Origin of the sequence: Cytobacillus kochii (genome assembly GCF_044790165.1) — a bacterium.
Lineage (GTDB): Bacteria > Bacillota > Bacilli > Bacillales > Cytobacillaceae > Cytobacillus > Cytobacillus kochii.
This window is the reverse complement of record NZ_CP085254.1, coordinates 1807745-1828154: the sequence shown is the minus strand read 5'-3', so window position 1 is coordinate 1828154 and position 20410 is coordinate 1807745. Positions and strand designations below refer to the sequence as shown.

General features: G+C 35.6%; 26 protein-coding genes. 6 read left to right on the top strand and 20 right to left on the bottom strand.

The annotated features are described in order from the left end of the window. Positions 1-95: 95 nt before the first annotated feature. Together LG276_RS09700 and LG276_RS09695 are read right to left on the bottom strand one after the other, a co-directional pair. The gene (locus LG276_RS09700) at positions 96-485 is read right to left on the bottom strand and encodes a DUF3397 domain-containing protein (RefSeq protein WP_251161441.1); all 390 of its coding nucleotides are present in this window, start codon (positions 483-485) and stop codon (positions 96-98) included. Next, positions 482-1381: a 2-dehydropantoate 2-reductase gene (locus LG276_RS09695; protein WP_224938528.1), complete on the bottom strand. Its 900-nt coding sequence runs from the start codon at positions 1379-1381 to the stop codon at positions 482-484. The genes LG276_RS09700 and LG276_RS09695 overlap by 4 nt, the downstream gene beginning before the upstream one ends. A gap of 305 nt (positions 1382-1686) precedes the next feature. On the opposite strand from LG276_RS09695, the gene LG276_RS09690 reads away from it, so the two are divergent. Next, positions 1687-2133, top strand: coding sequence for a PH domain-containing protein (locus tag LG276_RS09690; protein WP_404294217.1), 447 nt, complete (start codon positions 1687-1689; stop codon positions 2131-2133). 88 nt (positions 2134-2221) lie between these two features. On the opposite strand, the gene LG276_RS09685 is transcribed toward LG276_RS09690, so the two are convergent. From LG276_RS09685 to LG276_RS09675, 3 genes are read right to left on the bottom strand one after another with little or no spacing between them, the layout of a single operon-like run. Further along, positions 2222-3763 (bottom strand): acyl-CoA carboxylase subunit beta, encoded by a 1542-nt coding sequence (locus LG276_RS09685; RefSeq protein ID WP_224938526.1) that lies wholly within the window; start codon positions 3761-3763, stop codon positions 2222-2224. Positions 3764-3776: 13 nt separating this feature from the next. Continuing rightward, positions 3777-3989, bottom strand: coding sequence for a biotin/lipoyl-binding carrier protein (locus tag LG276_RS09680; RefSeq protein WP_095369626.1), 213 nt, complete (start codon positions 3987-3989; stop codon positions 3777-3779). A gap of 23 nt (positions 3990-4012) precedes the next feature. Beyond that, complete coding sequence (locus tag LG276_RS09675; protein ID WP_404294215.1) at positions 4013-5359, bottom strand: acetyl/propionyl/methylcrotonyl-CoA carboxylase subunit alpha; 1347 nt, start codon at positions 5357-5359, stop codon at positions 4013-4015. Between the two features lie 264 nt (positions 5360-5623). Here LG276_RS09675 and LG276_RS09670 point away from each other — a divergent pair, with 264 nt between their 5' ends. Then, positions 5624-6109: an N-acetyltransferase gene (locus LG276_RS09670; RefSeq protein ID WP_095369628.1), complete on the top strand. Its 486-nt coding sequence runs from the start codon at positions 5624-5626 to the stop codon at positions 6107-6109. A 113-nt stretch (positions 6110-6222) separates the two neighbouring features. On the opposite strand, the gene LG276_RS09665 is transcribed toward LG276_RS09670, so the two are convergent. From LG276_RS09665 to LG276_RS09650, 4 genes are all read right to left on the bottom strand, one after another. Beyond that, positions 6223-6804, bottom strand: coding sequence for an RsfA family transcriptional regulator (locus tag LG276_RS09665; protein WP_224938524.1), 582 nt, complete (start codon positions 6802-6804; stop codon positions 6223-6225). 92 nt (positions 6805-6896) lie between these two features. Continuing rightward, positions 6897-7658 carry an enoyl-CoA hydratase/isomerase family protein gene (locus LG276_RS09660; RefSeq protein WP_281202420.1) on the bottom strand — a complete coding sequence of 254 codons (762 nt, stop codon included), beginning with the start codon at positions 7656-7658 and terminating at the stop codon, positions 6897-6899. A 226-nt stretch (positions 7659-7884) separates the two neighbouring features. Further along, entirely contained in the window at positions 7885-8058 is a 174-nt protein-coding gene (rpmF, locus tag LG276_RS09655; RefSeq protein WP_095369631.1) for a 50S ribosomal protein L32, read from the bottom strand. Positions 8059-8207: 149 nt separating this feature from the next. Further along, a complete protein-coding gene (locus tag LG276_RS09650; protein ID WP_404294212.1) occupies positions 8208-8729 on the bottom strand; it encodes a YceD family protein in 522 nt (173 codons plus the stop codon). 230 nt (positions 8730-8959) lie between these two features. Here LG276_RS09650 and LG276_RS09645 point away from each other — a divergent pair, with 230 nt between their 5' ends. Beyond that, positions 8960-10174, top strand: coding sequence for a nucleotidyltransferase (locus tag LG276_RS09645; protein ID WP_251161437.1), 1215 nt, complete (start codon positions 8960-8962; stop codon positions 10172-10174). 116 nt (positions 10175-10290) lie between these two features. On the opposite strand, the gene LG276_RS09640 is transcribed toward LG276_RS09645, so the two are convergent. From LG276_RS09640 to LG276_RS09630, 3 genes are all read right to left on the bottom strand, one after another. Then, positions 10291-10428 carry a hypothetical protein gene (locus LG276_RS09640; RefSeq protein WP_404409913.1) on the bottom strand — a complete coding sequence of 46 codons (138 nt, stop codon included), beginning with the start codon at positions 10426-10428 and terminating at the stop codon, positions 10291-10293. A gap of 365 nt (positions 10429-10793) precedes the next feature. Then, positions 10794-11813, bottom strand: a complete 1020-nt coding sequence (locus tag LG276_RS09635; protein WP_224937891.1) for a SepM family pheromone-processing serine protease — start codon at positions 11811-11813, stop codon at positions 10794-10796. Beyond that, a complete protein-coding gene (locus LG276_RS09630) occupies positions 11810-12598 on the bottom strand; it encodes a patatin-like phospholipase family protein (RefSeq protein ID WP_251161436.1) in 789 nt (262 codons plus the stop codon). The genes LG276_RS09635 and LG276_RS09630 overlap by 4 nt, the downstream gene beginning before the upstream one ends. Before the next feature lie 319 nt (positions 12599-12917). Here LG276_RS09630 and ylbJ point away from each other — a divergent pair, with 319 nt between their 5' ends. Continuing rightward, positions 12918-14132, top strand: coding sequence for a sporulation integral membrane protein YlbJ (ylbJ, locus tag LG276_RS09625; RefSeq protein WP_224937889.1), 1215 nt, complete (start codon positions 12918-12920; stop codon positions 14130-14132). A 71-nt stretch (positions 14133-14203) separates the two neighbouring features. Here ylbJ and coaD read toward each other — a convergent pair whose 3' ends face one another. The 3 genes from coaD to LG276_RS09610 form a co-directional block, all read right to left on the bottom strand. Further along, a complete protein-coding gene (gene coaD / locus LG276_RS09620) occupies positions 14204-14686 on the bottom strand; it encodes a pantetheine-phosphate adenylyltransferase (RefSeq protein ID WP_095369637.1) in 483 nt (160 codons plus the stop codon). 23 nt (positions 14687-14709) lie between these two features. Beyond that, a complete protein-coding gene (rsmD, locus tag LG276_RS09615; protein WP_224937888.1) occupies positions 14710-15273 on the bottom strand; it encodes a 16S rRNA (guanine(966)-N(2))-methyltransferase RsmD in 564 nt (187 codons plus the stop codon). A 358-nt stretch (positions 15274-15631) separates the two neighbouring features. Next, complete coding sequence (locus LG276_RS09610; protein WP_224937887.1) at positions 15632-17014, bottom strand: hypothetical protein; 1383 nt, start codon at positions 17012-17014, stop codon at positions 15632-15634. A gap of 131 nt (positions 17015-17145) precedes the next feature. On the opposite strand from LG276_RS09610, the gene LG276_RS09605 reads away from it, so the two are divergent. Next, on the top strand, positions 17146-17535 hold the full coding sequence (locus tag LG276_RS09605) for a methylthioribose kinase (protein ID WP_224937886.1): 390 nt from the start codon (positions 17146-17148) through the stop codon (positions 17533-17535). Between the two features lie 50 nt (positions 17536-17585). Here LG276_RS09605 and LG276_RS09600 read toward each other — a convergent pair whose 3' ends face one another. The 5 genes from LG276_RS09600 to LG276_RS09580 form a co-directional block, all read right to left on the bottom strand. Then, entirely contained in the window at positions 17586-17861 is a 276-nt protein-coding gene (locus tag LG276_RS09600) for a YlbG family protein (RefSeq protein ID WP_224937885.1), read from the bottom strand. 122 nt (positions 17862-17983) lie between these two features. Next, the gene (locus LG276_RS09595; protein ID WP_095369642.1) at positions 17984-18424 is read right to left on the bottom strand and encodes a YlbF family regulator; all 441 of its coding nucleotides are present in this window, start codon (positions 18422-18424) and stop codon (positions 17984-17986) included. A 65-nt stretch (positions 18425-18489) separates the two neighbouring features. Then, positions 18490-18921 carry a hypothetical protein gene (locus LG276_RS09590; protein ID WP_224937884.1) on the bottom strand — a complete coding sequence of 144 codons (432 nt, stop codon included), beginning with the start codon at positions 18919-18921 and terminating at the stop codon, positions 18490-18492. Positions 18922-19011: 90 nt separating this feature from the next. Further along, on the bottom strand, positions 19012-19251 hold the full coding sequence (locus LG276_RS09585; protein ID WP_191812444.1) for a YlbE-like family protein: 240 nt from the start codon (positions 19249-19251) through the stop codon (positions 19012-19014). Positions 19252-19266: 15 nt separating this feature from the next. Continuing rightward, a complete protein-coding gene (locus tag LG276_RS09580) occupies positions 19267-19671 on the bottom strand; it encodes a YlbD family protein (protein WP_224937883.1) in 405 nt (134 codons plus the stop codon). Between the two features lie 203 nt (positions 19672-19874). Here LG276_RS09580 and LG276_RS09575 point away from each other — a divergent pair, with 203 nt between their 5' ends. Beyond that, entirely contained in the window at positions 19875-20363 is a 489-nt protein-coding gene (locus LG276_RS09575) for a PaaI family thioesterase (protein WP_224937882.1), read from the top strand. Positions 20364-20410: the final 47 nt, after the last annotated feature.

The window sequence follows — 20410 nt, the reverse complement described above, 5'->3', positions numbered from 1 at the left end:
AAAAAACTTTGCTTATGATAGGCTAGATTTTAAATTCTTTTGATTTCATCATTCATAATGATAATATATTTCCTTAGCCAACTAAAGAGTCTTTTTTAAAACATCAAATAACTAATTTTGTTAAAAATACCAATTGCTATCAAAACACAGTAAGCAGTAAGAAAAAACAAAAAATTAATGCGCCAATATCCTTTGAACAATTTACCGTAATCTATTTCTTGCTTAACCCGCCAATAATACAAAAGATAAAGTATAGCAGTACTAATAAGGAAAAGAAAAATCAACCAAATGTATGAACGATTCCAAATTGAAGCAATCATAAAATGGACAGAGAGAATGAGCAGCAATGTGCTAATATCAAGAGCTAGATGTACAGATTTCTTATGCTTTTTCGTCACTTGTTTACAAATGATAAAAACGAGTAAATACCCTAGAAATGGTATAGTAATAAATGTCGCAATCATCGAGGATAAAAATACACTCAATCCTTCTCCCCCTTTTTCTCCATCCCCTTGATCATAAAATAACAAGATGTTAATAATGGTACACTCTCTTGATTTTTCTTTGCTTGAGTAAGACAGTAACCAACAATTGCATCAACTTCTGTTTTCCTGCCTTCAACAATATCTTTGAACATTGATGATTGATTATGAGCAGTCTTCCTACAAATTGATACAACATATGCTTCGATCTCTTGACTCTCTTTAATTGAAAGCGCAGCTGTTACTTCTGTAAATAAGATTTTAAATACTTTAAAATAAGATGGATCTTCAATTAGTAAACCATTTCTTATCTTTAAAATGGCTGTCAAAGGGTTAATCACAGCATTTGCAACTAATTTTTTCAGCATGATTTCCTCATAGTTCTGATAAAGCATGAATGGAAAATCTTCGCTATTAGCCATTACATTTAAAAGTTGGATGGGTTCAGCATTTTCAGTTAAAGGAGCAAGCTTTGTTACTCCTAACCCCGTATGGTTCACTTCATTTTTATTTACCTTTAGTGCACCATGTTCAACTGTACCAATATAGACTTGTTGATTTTTTAACCGTTCGAGCTTTTCTAAATGACCCATACCATTTTGCAGAAAGATAAATAACGTTTTTGTATGTATGCTAAGAGTGGCAAGGAGTGAGTCAAGGTGATATTCTTTTACAGCAACAAAGGTAATCTCGTCTTGCCCTTTCCAATTATGTATATATTCAACATGAATACGTTCATTCCTCCGATTTTCTTTCGTATTTAAAAAGATACCTTCTAAGGAGATAATGTCCTTTTGCTCATCTGAACGCACATAAAGAGTAACCTCATGTTGTTTATTTAAATAGAAAGCATATAATAGTCCGATAGAACCCCCGCCAATAATCCCGATTTTCATCATTATCACTTCACTTACAATGTATTTAGTCTCATTTTAGCAAATTTAGCTATTGAAAGGTGAGACGATTCTTTTTTTCTTGAAAGTTTCATCTATTTTTCTTTTTTGTTTGACTAGCTATAACATAATTATTACTAAGAAATTCTACACCCAAATAAACCATATAGATCTAAACAGAGTACATTCGTATCACTTTTAAAAATAAATAATGATAGGAGCTAATAAGTAAATACTTGTAAATTTTTTAACATTTACGAAACCGATTAAACAAGAAAAGCGTATGCATAATAACGAAAGGAAATGATGATATGTATTTTCCATCAAAGAAAGATTTATGGTTGTCAATAACCTATTGGTTATGTGCATTGTTTTTTATTATTCCACCCATCTTCTTTCCAAACTTCGGTGTTTGGATAAGCCCATCGTTTCTAGATAAACCATGGATAAAAATCTTTACTTTATCGCTCATTGGATTATGTCTGCTGTGGATTTGGCTTAAGACAGGGTATACAATTAAAAGCGATGTTCTTACTATTCAATATGGCCCTTTTAGGTGGACAATCAAGATAGCTGAAATACACAGCGTTACGGAAACGAAAAACCCGTTTACAGCTCCTGCTTTGTCTATTGATAAACTTGAAATTAATTATGGGAAGTTCAAAACAATTGCCATTTCACCTAAAAACAAAACTGAGTTTATCAATCAACTGAGAAAGCAAAACTTAAATATTAGCACCGATAAGGTCAATGGGTAGGTTGTACATTTTCCAGATATTCAATCAATCAATATCTATAAAAGAAAAAACCCTGATTACTCTCCTAAGAAAGGTCAGGGTAGGGTCTTTAAACTGGATTTACTGGGTGTTTTCTCGAAACGATTGGTATATCTTTTGTTGCGTATAACTCAAAGCGGTTAATAAGGGCACTTCTAAGCTCGTCAGGAGCGATAATATCATCTATAATGAGTTCCGATGCCAATTTATAAATATCAATTGTTTCCTTATATTCTTTTTGTTTTTCTTGTACATACGCAATGCGCTCTTTCATATCTTCAATTTCATTAATCTTATTAGAATAAACAGCATTAACTGCAGCCTCAGGTCCCATAACGGCTATTTGAGCAGTTGGTAAGGCAATACAGCAATCCGGTTCAAAAGCAGGTCCCGCCATCGCATACAATCCCGCACCGTAAGCTTTCCTGACAATAACTGAAATCTTCGGTACTGTCGCGGAACTCATTGCAGCAATTAACTTCGCACCATGTCTAATAATACCTGCTCTTTCTACTTTTGTGCCAATCATAAACCCTGGAACATCCGCTAGAAATAACAATGGAATATGATAAGCATCGCATAGTGAGATAAACTTTGCTGCTTTGTCAGCCGAGTCAACGAAAAGAACGCCACCCTTAACCTTTGGCTGATTCGCTATAATTCCGACTGGCTTTCCATCTATTCTCGCTATTCCAGTAATAAGTTCAGCTGCGAATAATTTCTTCATTTCAAAAAAACTATTCTCATCAACGAGTTGTTCAATACATTCATACATATCAAATGGGGCATTTTGATTCACAGGAATGATCTCTTCTAAAGACTTACCAGCTTTAGGCGCCACAGATTCTTTAGTTGGAGGTAACTCTTGAAAATTCCCCGGAAAATAAGATAAATAGTTTTGTGCAACTGTAATCGCTTCTTCTTCACTGTATGCTAAGTAATCACCACAACCACTAACAGAACAATGCATTCTTGCACCGCCCATTTCTTCTAGGGAAACCTTTTCCCCAATCACTTTTTCCGCCATTCTTGGTGATCCTAAATACATAGAAGCATTCCCGTCTACCATAATGACAATATCACAAAAAGCGGGAATATACGCGCCGCCTGCTGCCGATGGTCCAAATAGTAAACAAACTTGTGGTACAACACCTGAAAGTTTTACTTGATTATGAAAAATTCTCCCAGCACCTCTACGGTTTGGAAACATATCTAATTGATCAGTTATTCTTGCACCGGCTGAATCTACTAAATAAAGCAAAGGAGCTTTAAGTTTTTCAGCTGTTTCTTGAATTCGAATAATCTTTTCAACTGTTCTAGCTCCCCATGATCCTGCTTTAATAGTAGAATCATTCGCCATCACACAAACTGTGCGCCCATTAATCTTTCCTACTGCTGTGATGACTCCATCAGCTGGCAATCCTTCCTCACTACAGTTAGCAAACTTACCATCTTCTTCGTAAAAACCATCATCCAATAATAGTTCCAAACGCTTTCGTGCAAATAATTTATTTTGGCCTTCCAGCTTTTCGTGGTATTTAGGTGCACCACCCGCTTCAATTTTCTTTCGTCTCTCTTTTAAATCGTCTGTTAATGTTTGTATCGTTGTCATGATTTATCTCTCCTTATTCTAAAACTAATAAAGAATCGCCTTCATTTACAAAATCACCGATATTAACTTTTAATTCAGCTACCTTACCGCCTTCATTGCTCTCAACAGGAATTTCCATTTTCATACTTTCTAAGACAAGCACTTCTTGCCCTGCAGTAATTTCATCACCATTTGCAACTAACACATTAAGAACTGTACCTGCCATATTTGCTACGATTTCTTTCATTTTCTTTTCCTCCTTGGGTTGTATTACTGTTTTTTTATTAAAGATTTATTTTTCAAAAAATCAGTTGTATATTTACCTTTACTAAAATCTTGATCATCTAAAATTTCTACAAACAACGGAGCATTCGTTTTAATACCGGAAATTTCTAGATCATTAAAAAATTGTGCTGCCTTTTGTAATGTTTCCTCTCGGTTCTCCCCGTTTATAATACATTTTGCTATCATTGGATCGTAAAATGGAGTTACTTTAGAACCTTCAACATAGCCATAATCAATACGGACACTATCAAGGTTTCCCCATTTTAGTTCACTAATCGTACCAGGTGAAGGCATAAATGTAACGGGATCTTCCGCATACAGGCGGAACTCCATCGCATGTCCAACTGATTTAATTTCACTTTGCTTAAGGGGAAGTTCATTCCCTTTAGCAATCTCAATTTGCCATTCCACGAGGTCTATCCCGGTGATTTGTTCTGTGACAGGATGCTCGACTTGGAGACGAGTATTCATTTCAAGAAAGTAGAAATTCTCATCCGCATCGACGATAAATTCAACGGTACCAGCATTTTTATAACCTACTGCCTCGCCTGCTTTAATAGCAGTCTCAAGCATCTTATCCCTCGTTTCCGTTGATAGAGAAGGGCTAGGCGATTCCTCAATGACTTTCTGATGCCTTCTTTGAATAGAACAATCTCTTTCAAATAAGCTAACAATTTGTCCCTTATCATCACCAAATATTTGTACCTCAATATGACGACTACCCTCTATACACTTTTCTACGAATACTTCATCACTGCCAAAGTATGCTTTCGCTCTTGATTTTGTCGAGGAGAAGGCATTTTTGAGCGCTTGCTCAGTTTCACAGCGCACCATACCGATTCCACCACCGCCCCCACTTGCCTTAAGCATAATAGGGTAACCATATGTTTCAGCTAAAGCAAGAGCAGCTTCGACTGTTACAACACCACTATTGCTACCGGGCACAATAGGTACACCCGCTTTTTCCATCGTTTGCCTGGAAATAATCTTATCTCCCATTTTTTCAATTGTGTCAGGGTTTGGACCGATAAAGATAATACCCGCTGCATGAATTCTCCTAGCAAATTCTGCATTCTCAGATAAGAAACCATAGCCTGGATGAATGGCATCAACTTTCTCTGCTAAAGCTATTTGAATGATTTTCTCAACATTTAAATAAGATTGATTGACCGGTGGTGGTCCAATGAGAAATGCTTGATCTGCCTCGATAACAAAAGGCAACCCTTCATCTGCCTCTGAGTATATTGCTACCGTTTCGATTCCCAGTGCTTTACAAGTTTTAATAATTCTTAAGGCAATTTCTCCTCTATTGGCAATTAATATTTTCTGCAATCATTTATTCTCCCTTCGTTCGTTGTTACAATAACCAAATGCAAATAAATATAATTTATCGCAATATTCCCTATTTCTACAAGGTTCGCTCTTTTTCCTTCTTTTTTATTGAAAACGCTTACGTTTATTTTTGAACAATACATTTTTATGTCTTGAATGATAAAAGAATGACAGTTTACTAAAGAAATTTTCTTAATATTGTTATATAATGATATAGAGTAAGCGCATTCAATAAATTACATAGGTGTTTTAGGGGGATGAATCATGAGCTATAAAGTTGAAAGACTAAAAGTAAATTACAGAACCTTAGAAGATTTTAAAAAGTTTAAAGAATATGGTCTTCAAGAATTATCAATGCTCGAGGATCTAGAAGGCAATATAATAGAAAACGGAAGCCAATCGCCTTTTTATGGCATTTACTTTGGGGACCTACTCGTTGCCCGCATGAGCCTTTATAAAGTAGAAGCTAAATTCGACCGTTACTTCCAACCTTCTCATGATTATTTAGAACTTTGGAAGCTTGAAGTATTGAAGGATTATCAATCAAAAGGTTATGGAACAGCACTTGTTAACTTCGCCAAGAGCTTTAACCTACCTATTAAGACAAACACGAGAATTAAGTCAAAGGAATTCTGGGAAAAGATGGGCTTCACTTCAGCCCAATATGATATGGATAGGGATTTAGGGGAAAATCCTGTTCTATGGTTTCCCGAAGGTATGGTAAAGGAATCTTTAAAAGAAGACGAATAAACATAAATAGGCACTCCATTAGGATGGAGTGCTCTTTTATGTTTATAATTTGAAATAAACTGTATAAGGAAATTTAAGTATAAATAGTATCATTAGTAATTGTTAGATAGAAACTAAACACGAACATTTTTTTCGCGATCGTCCGTTTTTAGTACAACCATTTTTCTTGCCTTCTCCATTATTTCTACAAGCGCCTTATAATCCTGCTCCAATGTTTGTATTTCTTTTAATAACCTTTCATTTTCAGCAGCTAAATAATAAGTTTGTTTTTCTAAAGAAATAATTTTGCCCTCATACTGAGATAATGAGTTTTTTTCAGCAGAATTGGCGTTTTCCGCTTGTTCATATACAGATTTAAGGCTCTCTACAATTTCATTAAAGCTTAATTGCTGGTGGCTTGAAACCTGTTTATCTTTTGCCGCCTCTTCAACAACCAATGATGTTAGTTCTGGGTCCTTTTTACGGTTCTTTAATTCTTTCCGTTGTTTCTTTGCTACATCTATCGCTTTCTTATATTGCTTTCTTACATAAGAGTTCCAACGAAACCCACATGCAGCGCCTGTTCTCGATAGCTTTTTACCCACTTCTTCAAATGCTTGAAGTTGTGTTCCTCCCCCTCTTATCTGGCGAAGAACGACTTCCGCTAGCAAAATATCTTCATCTTGTGACCACGCATCTTGACGAGTAGAAGACATCCCTAACCCCTCCTAGTAGTGTTTTTATTTCATCTTATGCTTATACTAGAAAAGATAGACTTAAACATGGGATATTCACTCGTTTTCTTTATTTACTTATTTTTTGTTAAAAATTTATTGACCGCTTGATGATGACTTTCCATACTCCAAAGGGTCGAGCAAGTGCGAACTTCTTCTTCCATTCTTTTTTCTAATTGTGTGACCTTCCACTTACGAACAAGGATCTCTTTATAGGCAGATAAAACATCTGTATGAATTCTATTAATGTTGGCAAAGAATTGTTGCACTACTTCCATACTCACTTGATCATAAATAGCATGAATAAAACCTTTTTTATACAAGTCTTCTGCCGGCAGTGGCCTAGCTTCCATCAGTAACTTTAAAGCGACTTCGCTCTCCAACTTCTCTAACAATAGGCTACCTCCGCCCCAACCTGTAGTAATGGCTAAAGTACCTTGAATAAAGCCCATTTTCGTTCCTTTTTTAGCGATGCGGAAATCACATGCTGTAGCTAGTTCACATCCACCACCTACTGCCGTTCCATTAATAAGGGCAATTGTCGGCTTGTTGAGTGTAGTGAGCTTATATAAAATCTTTGACATTTTAGATAGCATGTTATAGGCATCTTCTGCAGTGATCAAATTTTGAAAAGCAGATAAGTCACCACCAGAGCAAAAAGCACTCTCTCCTTCTCCAGTGATGACCAAGCCTTTTATGTTTGCTTCTTGTTTAGTCATTTCAATTACTTTAAGTAGGCCATCCATTACCTCATAATTAATGGCATTTCTCTTATGTTCTCTAGTAATCGTGAATACAAGCAAATTTTCTTCTTTATGTATTAGATAACTGCTCATTATCATCAAATCTCCTTTTAAAAAGTATAATATAACTAAGATAATTAGGAATCCGTTTTGCAAAGCATTTAGGTCTCCATTGTGCTTATACCTTGGATGATGCGTAATAGGTGATTACAAGTGCTCAAGAATACTTCACTACATATCTTATTTACTATGCCAGCTAAATTGACAATAGAAAAAACGCTGAAGCTTTTATTGCTCCAGCGTTTTGTCATATGAAAAATTAGTTGTTTACAACTTCTTTTCCTTTGTAAGTTCCACAAGCTTTACAAACGCGGTGTGAAAGTTTCATTTCACCACAATTTGGGCATTCTACCATACCAGGAACCTGTAATTTAAAATGGGTACGACGTTGTCTTTTTGCAGTTTTAGATGTTCTTCTAAAAGGTACAGCCATTATTCCCACCTCCTTATAGAGATTTAGAGTCGTTCAAACTTGAGGATTAACTTCTATTAATAAAATAGAGTAGAAAAGGCCTCTCTATATTTTGAACATACACTATGAAGAAAAAATTATTAAGACCAGTTTTCACTGTTTTCTTCCAGTTATGAGTCAGAAGAATCCTTTTGATTAAGTAGCTGAGCAAGTCCAGCAAGACGTGGATCAATCTTTTCCGTTTTCTCTTGCTCGGAAATGACCTCCCAATCTTTTCCTGATTGAGGAGCGCCCTCTTCACCGCTATCATCGCAGAATACTTGCATAGGGACCTCAAGCACAAGCAGTTCATGTATAATAGGCATCATGTCTATTACATCACCTTGCACTTGATGAACTTCCTCTTCAGTTTCATAATCACTAGCTTTCAAGAGGAATGTTTCAATTGTTTCCACATTAATTGGATATTTAACGTCAACTAATGTGCGAGAACAAGGGAGAATCAAATGACCTTCCATTTTAAAATGGACAATCACTTTCTCAGAATCAATATCTGCTCGACCAGTAATCCTCATTGGCGATGCATCTCTGATTTCAGCATCCATTTTGACTACTTCATCCACATTGACGATTTCATCAAAAGAGAAGTCCTTGCTTCGATATTTCTGTAACTGACTTAAAGTCCATTTCATATAAATCACCCCAAGGCAACAAAGGTAATTATAGCTTTCATATAATTATTTGTCAATATTTTTTCTTTACAGTCAGAAGGTTATTGAAAAGAGAATCATTTATCTCATTTTCTCTTAGTATTGTAACCAATTTTGTTCAATTTGCAAACCTTTATCGTCAATTTATGTAAGCATTAGTGAAATTTTATTTCTTCATTTATAATTAAGAAATAAGAAGGAGTGGTTAACAGATGAAAGCTGTTGGTATTGTCGTTGAATATAATCCTTTTCATAATGGGCATGCCTATCAAGTAGAGCAAGCAAAAAAAGAAACAGGTGCAGACGTGGTGATTTGTGTGATGAGTGGTAATTTCCTGCAAAGAGGAGAGCCGGCAATCGTATCAAAATGGGCACGGGCTGAAATGGCATTGGCTGGTGGTTGTGACCTTGTTTTTGAACTTCCTTTTTCATTTGCGACATCTCAAGCAGATATATTTGCAAATGGAGCCATTTCAATACTCGATGCCACTCTGTGTCAATATTTATCATTCGGTAGTGAGCAAGGTAGTATACAGCCATTTTTATCAACTTATCGTGAGTTACATCAACATGAAAAGGAGTATAACCAACTGATTAGAAATTATAGTAAAGAAGGCTATAGTTATCCTAAATCTGCATCTCTTGCTTTCCAACAATTGACCATCAATGAAGAAATAGTGGACCTAACAAAACCAAATAATATTCTTGGCTTCCAATACATAAAAGCTATAAAGCAACAAAATGCGAAAATAGAGCCAACAACCATCGCAAGAAAGAATGCCGAGTACCACGATGAAGACTTTAACTCATCAACCATAGCAAGTGCAACTAGCATAAGAAAAAAGATATTTTCTCAAGAAGCAAATATAGAAGAAACTTTTAAATATATGCCGAGAACCTCATATGAAGCCTTGCATTCGTATTATAAAAAATTTGGAGTTCTGCATCATTGGGAACTGTATTGGCCTATGCTACAATACCGCTTGCTCAGTTCGTCACCTGCTCAACTTAGAGAAATTTATGAGGTTGAAGAAGGAATCGAATTCCGTTTAATCGAAGCGAGCAAGACTTCAACATCTTTTCAAACATTTATGGAAGCAGTGAAAACAAAACGATATACTTGGACACGCATCCAGAGAATTTGTTTATATATTCTTATCCATGCAGGTAAACAAACTATGTCGCATTTAAAGCAAGCACCATACCTTCGCCTACTTGGTATGTCAAAAAAAGGAAGGGTTTACTTAAATAAATATAAAGGCGAGTTTAAGCTTCCTCTCATTTCTAAAGTCTCCGACAAAAATCGAGAGTCATTAGCACTGGATCTTAAAGCAACTAGAATATATGCGCTTGCAGCTAATTCTCCACAACAGCAGCAGCTTTTAAAACTTGACTTTAGCCAACCACCAATCATTTATGACAAATGATATAGACACGAGCCGATTGTTCGGTTTTGTTGGCTATTTACTGAGAAAATATGAGAGATGGTCGAATAAAACTACTTTTGCTCGGCTATCTCTCGTGTTTAATCTGGATGGACGCGTCATTCGATTGTTTCTGCTATCTTGGCTTTTTTTACTACGGATAGATACGCTTTTCCCCTTTGCTCAGCTATCTTTGCCTTTTTCACTCCGAATGCACGCGCAATCCACTTTTGCTCAGCTATCTTTGCCTTTTTCACTACGGACGGACGCGCAAATCGTTTTTGTCTGCTATCTCTTCCTATTTCACCCTAGATGGACGTGCAAGACCGTTTTGCTTATCTATCTTGAAGTTTCCCACTTTAGATGTACGTAAAAAATTCCTTTTGATTGGCTATTTCTAGTTGAACGAGCTAGGGCCTCCTCCTCTTCGTTCTTCACACTACTTGTACACCTAGGCAATAGAATTCGAAGAAAATTTACATGGATTGTATAATATAGTGTTACTTATAACAAAGCGAAAATAAATCACAAAAAAAATAACGGAGAAATTCTGATGATTTAGCAGAATCTCTCCGTTTATACATTACATGCCCCACACTTTATGGCCTTGAATCTATGATTTCTATGATTTATTTTCTAGCCCCTCTAAGTATTTCACTGCATCATCAAATGTGTCAATTGGGATGATTTTCATATCAGTATCAATATCTTTAGCTGTTTTAACAGCTTCTTTATAGTTTGACTTATTACTATTATTCTCATTCGGTGCAAAGAAAATGTCTGCGCCGGCATTATCTGCAGCCACAATTTTTTGATCTATTCCACCGATGCGCCCTACTGTACCATCTGGTGAGATTGTGCCAGTTCCGGCGATTTCATAACCTTTTGTTAAATCTCCCTCAACTAACTGATTATAAATTTCTAATGAAAACATAAAGCCAGCTGATGGACCTCCAATTTCACTTGTATCAATCGCCACTTCTGGATCAACTGAAATCTCTTTATCATCCACTAAAGTAATGCCTACACCAGCCTTTCCAGTCGCAGCAATTTTCTCTAGTTCGATATCGGTTTCTCTTTGTTCCCCATTTCTTTCAAACGTAAGGGATATGCTATCACCTTCCGATTTGGATGAAACCATATCAATGAATTGCTCCGAAGATTGAAAAGATTTTCCATCTACTTTCGTTACCATATCTGATGCTTCGAGTTTCCCTTCTGCTGGCATACCTTCCATAATATTAAGTACATACACACCTTGATAATTGTAATTTACATCTAATCCAGCATGTTGATATGCCACTTCTATGGCTGACTGCTTGGAGTTATCCATTAAGTATAATTGCCTTAACTGATATTCTCTATCTGTTTCATCATCTCTTCGGATATCCTCGATAGGATAAATATGTTGATATTTTTGCCATTTTGCCCATAAATAAGTATAAATATTAGCTTTGCCCATTCTTATAGTCGTAAGCATGAAACTTCCTGTAGCGCTGTCACCATTCTCAACTTCAATGATTGGTTCTAATTCTTTCGCCATTCCTGGCTTTGAGACATAATAAGGAAGTTGTATAAAGGAAGTAACAAGGACGAGTAATGCTAAGACGAAGAAGGAGCGAGCCCAAATTTTTCTTTTCATTCATTTGGCTCCTTCCAATTTTCGATGATTTCTTTTATTTTGTCGATATATTTGAGCGCTTCCTCTTCTCCTATCTTAATTATTTCATTTATATTTGTAAAAGCTTTTGAACTATACATCTCTACACTTGGTCGAATCATCACGTTGGATGCTATTTCACGGTTAATCACATTCTCCATTTGTAAAATATCTAGGCTCTGCATGATTACATCATAAATGGAGTGTATCTCGGTCTGAACATTTACTCTTGAGACATCAACAGCAATAATAATATCTGCTCCCATATCTTTTACAACTGAAACAGGCACACGGTCAATAACCCCTCCATCGACTAGTAACCGTCCTTCAACCTTTTCAGGTACGAAAATACCAGGAATAGATATACTTGCTCTAACAGCTTCTGCTATTGGCCCGTCTTGAAAAATAACCTTTTCTCCCTTCTGGATGTCAGTTGCGACAACAGAAACAGGAATATTTAAATCTTCTATTTTCTTGTCTTGTGTGAATACACGGATGAATTCCTTCACTCGATTACCAGCGACAAACCCCATTCTAGGGACCGTAAAATCCAAATAATACTTTCTTTTAAAAACAGTGGAAAATTTATATAATGTTTCAATATCTATGCCTGTAGCGTAAAAGCAGCCTACCATTGCCCCCATGCTGCTCCCTGCAATCATGTCAATTGGTATATCTTTATCCACAAGCGCTTTTATTACACCAAGATGTGCAAACCCACGCGCACCACCAGATCCGAGAGCAAGACCTATTTTTGGTCGAACCAAAATCTTTCCCTCCAATCCCTTTCATAAAATGATTGTCTTTCTTCTTTAATGTATTGATATCAAACAACAAAATGCTATTTATTATCTTATGTATAAATAGTTGCTTTAGTTAACAGACGAGTGATTTCATTTTCAAATATTTCCATGCTTTTTCTTAATGGGTATTAGTTCGAATCTATTTAAAATGAAGATTCACCAATAGTAAGTAAATGTCATTTTGAAATCAATGGTCTAATTTTTCATCTGTCGTCGTATATTCAATAGAAGAAGGACATGCTTACATTGTGTTCCAGCCGTATTACATAAGGGAGGCTCGTTCGTGTCACGTTCAAAGTTAAAAACAGTCATGCTTGCACTTTCGGCATCATTAATCGCCGTTTCACTTATATTATATCCACAAGAATCCGTTGATGCATCGAGAAGGGGCCTCGAAATGTGGTGGGAGATTGTTTTTCCTTCCCTATTACCATTTTTTATTATAGCCGAGGTTTTAATCGGTTTTGGTGTAGTAAAATTTATTGGTGTACTATTAGAACCTCTCATGCGACCACTATTCAGAGTACCAGGTGTTGGCGGGTTTGTATTAGCCATGGGAATGGCATCTGGTTATCCGGCTGGAGCAAAGTTCACTGTAAGATTAAGACAAGAGAAACAAATATCACGTCTGGAAGCAGAGCGACTTGTTTCCTTCTCTAACTGTTCCAATCCCTTGTTTATTTTTGGCGCGGTGTCTGTTGGTTTCTTTCATAATACAAAATTAGGGATTATCCTTGCTTTAGCCCATTATCTTGGTAATTTAACTGTAGGTTTTATCATGCGTTTTTACGGACGAAAGGAAGAAAAGAAGAACACTAAGATAGCGACGCCCCCCGCGCGGAAATTTTCATTTAAGGAAGCATTTAATGTCTTACACGAAACAAGATTACAAGAACAGCGTCCATTAGGAAAACTTGTTGGTGATGCTGTAATATCTTCTATCCATACTTTATTAATGATCGGTGGCTTTATTATTTTATTTTCGGTCATAAATAAATTATTATTCCACATCGGCATTACAGACTTTTTCGCTCATGGGCTCGGTTTTTTATTATCTATTTTCCAAATCTCCCCTGATTTTAGTAAAGCTTTATTTTCTGGCATTTTTGAACTGACTCAAGGAAATCAGATGACTGCTCAAGTCGATCATGTTCCGTTGTTACAACAAGTAATGATTGCAAGTGCAATCTTGGCCTTCTGTGGATTTAGTGTTCAATCACAAGTCGCAAGCATTATCGCTCAATCCGATATTCGTTTTAAGCCATTTTTCATCGCTCGTATTATTCATTCATTTATTGCAGCTTTTTACGCCTATCTTTTTTGGCATTTACTCTACGACCGCGTGTCATTTGAGCAACCATCTAACGCTATACCCGTTTTTCAAAGCGAAGCATTTACCATATATGATTACATGATAACACTTGGACCTCTCATTACTTTATTTTCTCTTATTTTATATATTTTCATCTACTACCGTAGGCATTTTCTTTCCCATTAGTACACAACCTTAAAACTAAAAAATCGTATAAAAAAAGGCAGACACTCTCAGAGTTGATCTGCCTCTTTATTTTACTTAGCGAATTTTTTATGTAACGCATCTTGTACCACAGCTGGAACGAGGTCAGAAATATCTCCTTGATATTTTGCCACTTCTTTTACGATACTTGAACTCAAAAAGGAATATTGATTATTCGTCATAACAAAGAATGTTTCAATCTCATCATTTAATACGCGATTCATCGATGTGATTTGCATCTCATATTCAAAATCAGATACTGCCCTTAAACCGCGAATGATTGCTTTTGCATTTACACTTTTTGCATAATCCACTAATAAACCTTGAAAAGTCCCAACCTTGACATTAGGAATGTCTTTCGTTACTTCTTCAATTAGATGAATTCTTTCTTCAACAGAAAAGAGTGGATTCTTAGAAGAATTATTTAATAGCACGACATGTATCTCGTCAAATACTTTTGCTCCCCTTTTGATAATATCTAAATGGCCAAAAGTAATTGGATCAAAACTTCCTGGGCATACGGCAATCCCGCTCATTTTTATTCCCCCTGCTTTCTAATTTATTCATTAGGTACAATATAACGATAAATGGAAACAGCAATGATACCATAGCTTTCATACTTTACTTGTTCTAAGTCCCCGCATAATGTGGGTAATTGTATATCCGAGCTATGTTCACACATTATAATGCCACTTTGCTTTAGTAACTTCTGTTGACTAATGATTTCTAACAATTTAACGAGTTGCTGCTTTTTGTAAGGTGGATCAAGGAAGATATAATCAAATTGCAACTCCCTTTTCATAATGGCTTTTAAAGCTCTTTCTGCGTCATTTCTATAAACTTCAACGCCTTTTTCGATTTTACAAATTCGTAAATTTTCATGTACTGTATGTATTGCCTTGCTATCACGATCAACGAAAATCGCTTTTTCTACACCTCTACTTAATGACTCAATCCCAAGGCCACCACTTCCAGCGAACAAATCAAGGGCAATGCCACCATCAAAATAGGGTCCTATCATATTAAAGATTGCTTCTTTTACTTTATCAGTTGTTGGTCTTGTTGATTTGCCAGGAACGGCTTTAAGTTGCAGTCCTTTATATTGACCAGATACTACCCGCATACTACTACTCACCACTTATTCTAAATTCAATTTTTCTTCATCATCCTACCATACTTTTTATAGGAAACAAACTCATATTCTCCTAAGTATTTCAAGAGATGCCGAATAAAAATGTATAACAATGTCTTATATGGAGATAATGAAATTAACAGCATCTAAACGATGTTGTTGCCAACCGCGGAGAAGACTTACGTTTCCCCATAAGTTCTTCCTCCGGTTTCTCCTCTCCCTTTACCTTCTGCCTATTAGATGGTTGGAAGGACCCTGTAGGTTTTTTGCTACAGGGATTTTTTATTTTTATCGACGGTGAACTCATTCAAATAGGAATGATTCTATAAATTCCACACATGCTTTCCTTTTACATGTCAAAATAAACTTTATTACCCTCTTCTCTCAAGTTTATCTGAAAGATAGACTGGAGCCATTTTTTTTCTAAATAATACTCTCCATTCATCTGTTTCAGTGGATGTTCTAGCAAGCCAAACACCTCTTCGTTTCTTATAAAAATCGACTGGTCTGAATATAAACGATAAACATCTTTGTCATTAAAGATTGCCCATTCCGTTTCAGATAAACGCTCTGTTTCAAACTCGAGGAATGACATTGTCTTTTGTAGAGGTACCCACTCTATTCCATCAATTTCAATTATTTTCACAGTTAATTTTTTATTATTCCAATGATAATCTTTCATTGTATATAATTCTAAAGAAACCGGTTGTTTATTCCTTACTAATTCAGCAAAGAAGTTCGTTTGTTTTCCCGTTATTTGATAAAGTATCTCATCCATATCTTCTGGTACGAAACTTTCATCCAAGTCGGAAATACTGGCAACAAGCTGCTCCAACTCACTTGAAGTTAGCTTTTCTTTTAGTTCATTAAAAGCATACATACTTAGATCAAACCGAGGATTTTCATCAATAATAAATGAGGTTAACAAATCCAAGAACCATTCTATTTCTTCACTTTCAATAGAATGGAAATAGAGAGCGTCTACTAATTCTCTTTCTAATAACTCCCCAATTGGTAGTATGAGAATGCCTCCAAATAGACCACTTTTTAACTGATTAGTTGTAATGATACTTAAAAAGTTTGCTTCTTTTACCTTTTCTTCATGTTTTTGTATCAGTTCTTTGATCTCAGGATAGTGATCACCATAGTACGAATAATACGTTTCGTTTCGCTCGGTGTTTATGTCTTCATTATACCAAAGCAGTGCCGGATTGTTGGTCTTACCAGAAAAGAAGTAATAATCTATTAGATCCTCTTTTACGAACCCAGATAATGGAATACCAGCCAGCCACTTTCCATTTCGATGGTGAGATTCAATGATTTTTAATTCCACATGATCTATAGTGACACCTTTTAATTGAAATAACCAATCACGAATCAAAGTGTTAGTCTTTTTATTCAGAGGCAAACTATAGGTAATATGTAACTGACTACCTTTAGTCTCTATAATGTTTTCAGCTCGCCAAACTCTTTTACACTCATCTTTATCATTATATGTACATGTCCAATTTGAAGCTTTCTCCGGTACGATTATTTCGTAAATGGATTTGTCAGATAAACTAGAAATTGTTTGAAAGACTTGGACAGATTTTTCATCTGAATGAATGGTAACTTTTGATTGTGCACTTTCTTGTGCATTGACAGTTTGCTCATCTGCTATGAATTGATCCCATTGATTAAAAAATATACAGAGAATAATGATAACAAAAAGAATAGAAATTACCTTTTTCATCTTGTGCTCCCTTACTACTCATTCAAGAAATAATTGTACCTAATTATATATAAACACCGAATATCCTTCTAATCAATAAAAAAAAATGATAAAGTAGGAAAGTGTTGATTAAACATAAAAGGAGAACAAATATGATTCAAAGATTTATTGAACTCGGAGAAGGGTTTTCTGACATTTATGAATTGATTGAGATAGCGAAAAGGAATGATGACCGCCTTAAACATATGATGGTTTTACATACAACCATAAATGACAAGGCCATGAGTTCACTGATCGTGATATTAAACCCACCTGCTGAAGGTAAATTCCAACCTATATATATATGCAGAGAAGGCGTGCCAAATCATACAATCAGACCTAATAAACGCTTTCAATTATTTGCGGATACAGCGAAAGAGTTAAATAAAGAACTCATCCAATTCAATGTGAAACCTTCGACACTTTTCTCTGAGAAAGACTTATATTTTCAACATTTAATCGCTATTTTCAGGTTAAATCACTATTTACCTGCACTAACTTAAACAAACCTAGGCACTATATTTACTATATGTGCCTAGGTTTGTTTAAGTTGTTAAATGCCCATCTTATAATCATACTCTTTTGCTTTATCTGGTTTTGCGTTTTCAAATTCAGTTTTTAAAAAAGGTTTGTATGAAGGTTCAACTTTTTTAACAAACGAATATGAACTAATCTTTTCAGTTAAGGCGTCGATATCCTCCAAGTTACAATAAACAACTACGTACTTTAACCGTTTCGATACAAAATGAACGTTCCCAAAGCGACGTAACATTTTCGCTTGCTTTAATGAATAAAGCCAAACAATTAAACCTTGCCTCTCTCCAAGCATAATACTTCCCCTTTTGTTCAAATGATTGTTATTAGTCTAGCATATATTTCATTATTTTTACAATGTGATTGATTTTTTCATTCTCTATCTTTTAAAAAAACAGTGCGGTCATGACCGCACTGTTAAGCAGAACAGCTACATGCTCCGCCTGATCCACAACCACCCGAACAAGCATTATCAAAAAATGGGTTACCTGTTGGGACTTTAATATGTTGAGACACAGAGTGACTTATAATGACGCTAATTTCGTCAAGCAAACTCTGTAACTCTGTTTCCGATTGTCTATACGCTGCAACATACGGATCCATATCCATTTCTCTCTTTAACTGACGTATAGACATCGTAACTCTTTTATAATCAGGATGATACTTACCAAATCGTTGTACATCCTCATAAAGATCTTTCATTTCAACAAATTGACGAATCTTTTCCTGAGTTTCAGGATTTGATTGCATCTCCTTGAGGCATTGCTTGTATTGAGTAGCTTCCTCAGACTTGACAATCATCGTGACAATCTCATCGGCTACGTCCAATATCTCTAATCTTTCTAAAGTAGCAAGCATCTGGAAGCTCACCTCCACTTTTCATCATATCATGGAATACCTAAAATCTAAAGTACTGAGAACAATTATTCCACTTGTATGATAAATTCCTTTGTCAAAAAGTAAAGCGCGGGATCACTACTCACTACTTCTAGTTTGATATGATGCTTCCCTTGTGACAACCCTTTTATTTTGAAAGCTGCGCGGTTGATTTCTTCTGTTTTCTCCCCATCAACATAAACAATAAACTTTCCCTTCACCCCTTGTCGATCTTCTCTAAATGTTATCCCATCAACAATACATTCAATAAATACATCGTTACCTTCCACTACATGCTTGACGAAAAAATCTTGTGGCCCTTTTGCCATGGCAGTTGTTACCGGAATAGATTCTCTAATTTCAAGCCCCTTAACAGGAGCTAGTATGCTATTTGTTTCTGGCTCTGGAATATCTTTGGTGCAAGCTACTAATAAGATGAATAAAATACAAAGCGAGAAGTATTGATATATTTTTTGCAAGCTCATCAACCCTTTTTATTATGTATTATTTGCTTTTACAAAAATAATTACTCATAAAAAATAGCCTTCTTCCTAAGCGAAGAAGACCATTTATGATTGACTGTTCATTGCTTGAAACATACTCATCATCATAGATGCCATCTGAACCCCATTAGAAAACTTTTCTACATGATGAGGAATTGTTTTTTTATGATAATGTAAAGACGCTACCTCTAATTTCTGTATTTCTGTTGGGTTTCGCGATAACGTTCGATACCACTGTGGCTGTTCTCTAACGAACTTTTTTAATTCTTCATTTTGTTGAATATACTCTCTTATATCTTTACGCAAAGATTTTCACCTTCTTTAATCTTTTTTAAATGCAAATGGATTTGGCTTTTGAGCAATTGAATTTGATTTAGTAGAGCTTTTAGAGGATGTAGCTCCTCCTTGAAATTGTGATAACACCCCTTGGATCGCTCCGAGAGCTTGGCTCATATTTGTAATATAACCTTGTACTTGATTAACGTCCATGTTTTTTACAGTTCCCATCACTTGATTGATCCAATCTTGTTTGTTTTCAGTAGTGGGTTCGGAAGAATCAGTCTTCTGATCACGCTCATCTTGCTCATCATCTTCCAATAGGTACCATTCTTCATACAATTGCTGCATCGACTTTTTACCGGACCTCACCTCTTTTAGTACTGATGGATTCTTTTTCACATAAGACTTAAACCGTTCCACAGTTGGGTGCAATTGTTTCTGTGCCACTATTATTCACCTCGTTTTCGTTACAAATGCCTACTTTATTGTATGAGTGCATCACCATAAAAGTGATAAATTTCTATATTTCTATTGCTTAGGTTTCTGTTACGATAAAGATAAGCATATATACAAAACTTCATTTTATTGGAATGAGGAAATGAAAATGATAATGCTTAAAGTTAATGATATAACAAGGAGTTTCACAAATTATGACAAAGAAAGATCTCTTACTTCAGAAGTTTTCACAAATTGTTGCTGAGACCAATGACAAAGATTTAGCGTTAATTAATAGGATTGTGGATAGTTTAGAAAGACAGCAAAATGGGGCTAATCGTTCATATATTGAAGCATTTATGAATGTAGAAGAACAGTTAGAAGATGATGCTGTTACAATTTCCATCCCTATTACACCTCTACTTTATAATCCGCTTGGTATTGTTCACGGAGGTATGATTGCTACACTCATTGATACCGCAATGGGTACTTTAAGCAATGAAGCAACTCCGTTAGATAAGGTGGCAGTGACTACACAATTAAACCTTCATTATTTAGCCGCAATTAAAGGCAACAACCTTACTTGTCATGCAACAATCACTCATAAAGGAAGTCGCATGATGGTCCTCTCTGCTGTCGTTGAAAGAGACGACGGTAAGAAGGTTGCAACTGCTTCCTCTACCTTTTTTGTTGTCGGAAAGTGAACAAAAAAAAGACGTGCACTCATCATACAAATGAGTAGGCCACGTCT

What these genes read in the sequence shown, in the direction of transcription:
- LG276_RS09695 (WP_224938528.1), bottom strand. Translation starts at nt 1,381, where the DNA reads ATGATGAAAATCGGGATTATTGGCGGGGGTTCTATCGGACTATTATAT.
- LG276_RS09690 (WP_404294217.1), top strand. Translation starts at nt 1,687, where the DNA reads ATGTATTTTCCATCAAAGAAAGATTTATGGTTGTCAATAACCTATTGG.
- LG276_RS09685 (WP_224938526.1), bottom strand. Translation starts at nt 3,763, where the DNA reads ATGACAACGATACAAACATTAACAGACGATTTAAAAGAGAGACGAAAG.
- LG276_RS09680 (WP_095369626.1), bottom strand. Translation starts at nt 3,989, where the DNA reads ATGAAAGAAATCGTAGCAAATATGGCAGGTACAGTTCTTAATGTGTTA.
- LG276_RS09670 (WP_095369628.1), top strand. Translation starts at nt 5,624, where the DNA reads ATGAGCTATAAAGTTGAAAGACTAAAAGTAAATTACAGAACCTTAGAA.
- LG276_RS09665 (WP_224938524.1), bottom strand. Translation starts at nt 6,804, where the DNA reads ATGTCTTCTACTCGTCAAGATGCGTGGTCACAAGATGAAGATATTTTG.
- LG276_RS09660 (WP_281202420.1), bottom strand. Translation starts at nt 7,658, where the DNA reads ATGAGCAGTTATCTAATACATAAAGAAGAAAATTTGCTTGTATTCACG.
- rpmF (WP_095369631.1), bottom strand. Translation starts at nt 8,058, where the DNA reads ATGGCTGTACCTTTTAGAAGAACATCTAAAACTGCAAAAAGACAACGT.
- LG276_RS09650 (WP_404294212.1), bottom strand. Translation starts at nt 8,729, where the DNA reads ATGAAATGGACTTTAAGTCAGTTACAGAAATATCGAAGCAAGGACTTC.
- LG276_RS09645 (WP_251161437.1), top strand. Translation starts at nt 8,960, where the DNA reads ATGAAAGCTGTTGGTATTGTCGTTGAATATAATCCTTTTCATAATGGG.
- LG276_RS09635 (WP_224937891.1), bottom strand. Translation starts at nt 11,813, where the DNA reads ATGAAAAGAAAAATTTGGGCTCGCTCCTTCTTCGTCTTAGCATTACTC.
- coaD (WP_095369637.1), bottom strand. Translation starts at nt 14,686, where the DNA reads ATGAGCGGGATTGCCGTATGCCCAGGAAGTTTTGATCCAATTACTTTT.
- rsmD (WP_224937888.1), bottom strand. Translation starts at nt 15,273, where the DNA reads ATGCGGGTAGTATCTGGTCAATATAAAGGACTGCAACTTAAAGCCGTT.
- LG276_RS09610 (WP_224937887.1), bottom strand. Translation starts at nt 17,014, where the DNA reads ATGAAAAAGGTAATTTCTATTCTTTTTGTTATCATTATTCTCTGTATA.
- LG276_RS09605 (WP_224937886.1), top strand. Translation starts at nt 17,146, where the DNA reads ATGATTCAAAGATTTATTGAACTCGGAGAAGGGTTTTCTGACATTTAT.
- LG276_RS09600 (WP_224937885.1), bottom strand. Translation starts at nt 17,861, where the DNA reads ATGCTTGGAGAGAGGCAAGGTTTAATTGTTTGGCTTTATTCATTAAAG.
- LG276_RS09595 (WP_095369642.1), bottom strand. Translation starts at nt 18,424, where the DNA reads ATGCTTGCTACTTTAGAAAGATTAGAGATATTGGACGTAGCCGATGAG.
- LG276_RS09575 (WP_224937882.1), top strand. Translation starts at nt 19,875, where the DNA reads ATGACAAAGAAAGATCTCTTACTTCAGAAGTTTTCACAAATTGTTGCT.